A 2358-nucleotide genomic window follows, 5' to 3' on the forward strand; every position below is an offset into this window, starting at 1 on the left:
ACCAGTTACATCGAGCGTTTGAACAACACGTTGAGGCAGCGGGTGGCGCGACTGGTGAGAAAGACCCTGTCGTTCTCTAAAAAGCTCGAGAACCACATTGGGGCCATCTGGCTATTCATCCATGACTACAATCGCTGCATCAGAGAGAAGTTGGCCAAGCAAGGTCATCCGGTCTTTTCCTCTGGCCTGCACTAAAATTCACTACCACCATTTCCTCCCAGGGCGGACACACAGGTCCGCCCCTACGCCATCTCCCCCATCTCCCCCATCTCCCCCATCTCCCCCATCTCCCCCATGCCTCCCCTGCTGACTGTCCAAAACCTCAAAGTCCACTTCCCCCAATCTGGTGGATTTCTGAATCGCCAGCCGAGTTGGATCAAGGCTGTCGATGGGCTCACCTTTGATATTTATCCGGGTGAGACCCTGGGCCTGGTGGGCGAATCGGGCTGTGGCAAAAGCACCACAGGCCAAGCCATTTTGCAAATGGTTCCATCGACGGATGGCACGGTCTACTTTGAGGGGGTTAATATCACGACCCTGGGGGATGAGGCGCTGCGTAAGGTGCGCCAGCGCCTGCAGATGATCTTTCAAGATCCCTATGGTTCGCTAAATCCCAGGATGACCGTGGGGGATATTTTGGCTGAGCCCCTTGATATCTTTGGCGTCGCCCAGGGGCAGACTCGCCAGCAGCGGGTTGCGGAATTGATGGATATGGTGGGGCTAAACCCTAGCTTTATCTACCGCTATCCCCATGAGTTTTCGGGGGGGCAGCGCCAGCGGATTGTAATCGGTCGAGCTTTGGCCTTAAACCCGGCGTTTGTGGTCTGTGATGAGCCGATCGCAGCCTTAGATGTGTCCATCCAGGCGCAGATTGTAAACCTGCTGCAAAACCTGCAGGATGAGTTGGGCCTCACCTATCTGTTTATTGCCCACGATTTGAGTGTGGTGCGCCATATTTCCACCCGGATCGCCGTGATGTATCTGGGCAAGATTGTGGAATTGGCCGATCGCGATCGCCTCTATACCCAGCCCTTGCACCCCTACACCCAGGCCTTGCTATCTGCGGTGCCCATCCCCGACCCCAAAGTGGAAGCGACCCGTCAGCGGATTGTCCTGGAAGGGGATTTGCCTAACCCCGCCAACCCGCCCAAAGGCTGTTGCTTTCATACCCGCTGCCCCCTGGCAGAACCCATCTGCCGTCAGAAGCCAGGCCCTGCCTTTCGGGAAGTGAGTCCAGGCCATTTTGTGGCCTGCCATCTGGTACCCTAGGACGCCGGTACAGACAAGGATCTACCGTTTGGCGCATTTTTGCTATGGGGTAAACTCTCTCGAACGTTAGATCCGTTAATTTGTATCACACGTAACCATAAGAACCACAAGGACGGGTTGACCGTTACGGCCTAACCCGCCCGTTGATATGTAAGGAAAGCCTATGAGACGCTATCTAATTTCTGGTATCGCCATTACAGCCGCTGGTCTGGCATTAGCTCCGGTGGCTAAGGCCCAAGCCCCTGCTGCGCCAGACACAACCCCTGGTCAGCCGACGATGCCACAGCAAGATCCTGGGCAAGCTCCGCCCCAACCTACAGCCCCGGCCCAAGAACCTCCGGCTCAAGAACCTCCGGCTCAAGAGGCTCCGACTCAAGAACCCCCAGCTCAAGAGGCTCCGTCGCAGCCTATGACGCCAGACCCCGCTGCTGATGACGCTTCAGAGCCTTCTTATCGGGATTCTGTGTCTGACTTAGATCCCACCTTGGGCCCCTTGCCGAGAACTGGGCAGGTGACGCTGCATAATGACAAAGCCGATGTTAGTGGAACTGGCGAAGTCACCATTAACGATCTTCTCATCTACAACCGGCTCCAACGGGGTTCGTAGGATGATTAGACTGCATCCTTAGCAGCTACGAAAGGGCTTAAATTCAAGAAACCATGTTAGAAATGACCACTACTTCGATCGAAGCAGTGGTCATTTTTGCATCTGTGACTCTTGCAGATGGCAATCCCTATAGGCAATAGGCCTACTGTAGAAATTTCAGCGAATAATACAAAAATACTGTGCCCATGTCATGTTTCTGTCCTTGCTCCATAGCTTTCCAGACTAAATCGCTTGAAGATAGGCGATATACAAGTTTGCTTGAATTTATCGGCGAGCCTTTAGAAATCTTGTCAGCAATTTACCACTCTGACAATGAAGAATAGGAAAGAAAGATACAGTTACACACTATTTACAACCACTTGTTCTACGATCACGGATCCGTCATAAGCCAAGCAAGAAGCACTTATATAGCGGTTCTCATCCGGGTGAGGTACAGTAGCAGCGGAAAGTAAACCAGCTCCGAATATCATTCAAAGACACCT

3 protein-coding genes are annotated in these 2358 nt (G+C 53.2%); all 3 read left to right on the forward strand.

Features of this window, described 5'->3' with window-relative positions:
- Positions 1-195 (forward strand): IS1 family transposase (locus tag E1H13_RS26380; protein WP_240966398.1); only part of this gene is annotated, 195 nt, incomplete at its 5' end.
- A gap of 99 nt (positions 196-294) precedes the next feature.
- Complete coding sequence (locus E1H13_RS26385; protein ID WP_169617933.1) at positions 295-1269, forward strand: oligopeptide/dipeptide ABC transporter ATP-binding protein; 975 nt, start codon at positions 295-297, stop codon at positions 1267-1269.
- Positions 1270-1432: 163 nt separating this feature from the next.
- Complete coding sequence (locus tag E1H13_RS26390) at positions 1433-1876, forward strand: hypothetical protein (RefSeq protein WP_169617934.1); 444 nt, start codon at positions 1433-1435, stop codon at positions 1874-1876.
- The last annotated feature ends 482 nt before the right edge of the window (positions 1877-2358 follow it).

Source organism: Nodosilinea sp. P-1105, from assembly GCF_012911975.1.
Classification (GTDB): domain Bacteria; phylum Cyanobacteriota; class Cyanobacteriia; order Phormidesmidales; family Phormidesmidaceae; genus Nodosilinea.

Bases quoted from the DNA above. Each gene is read 5' to 3' on its own strand.
- E1H13_RS26385 (WP_169617933.1), top strand. From the start codon at position 295: ATGCCTCCCCTGCTGACTGTCCAAAACCTCAAAGTCCACTTCCCCCAA.
- E1H13_RS26390 (WP_169617934.1), top strand. From the start codon at position 1,433: ATGAGACGCTATCTAATTTCTGGTATCGCCATTACAGCCGCTGGTCTG.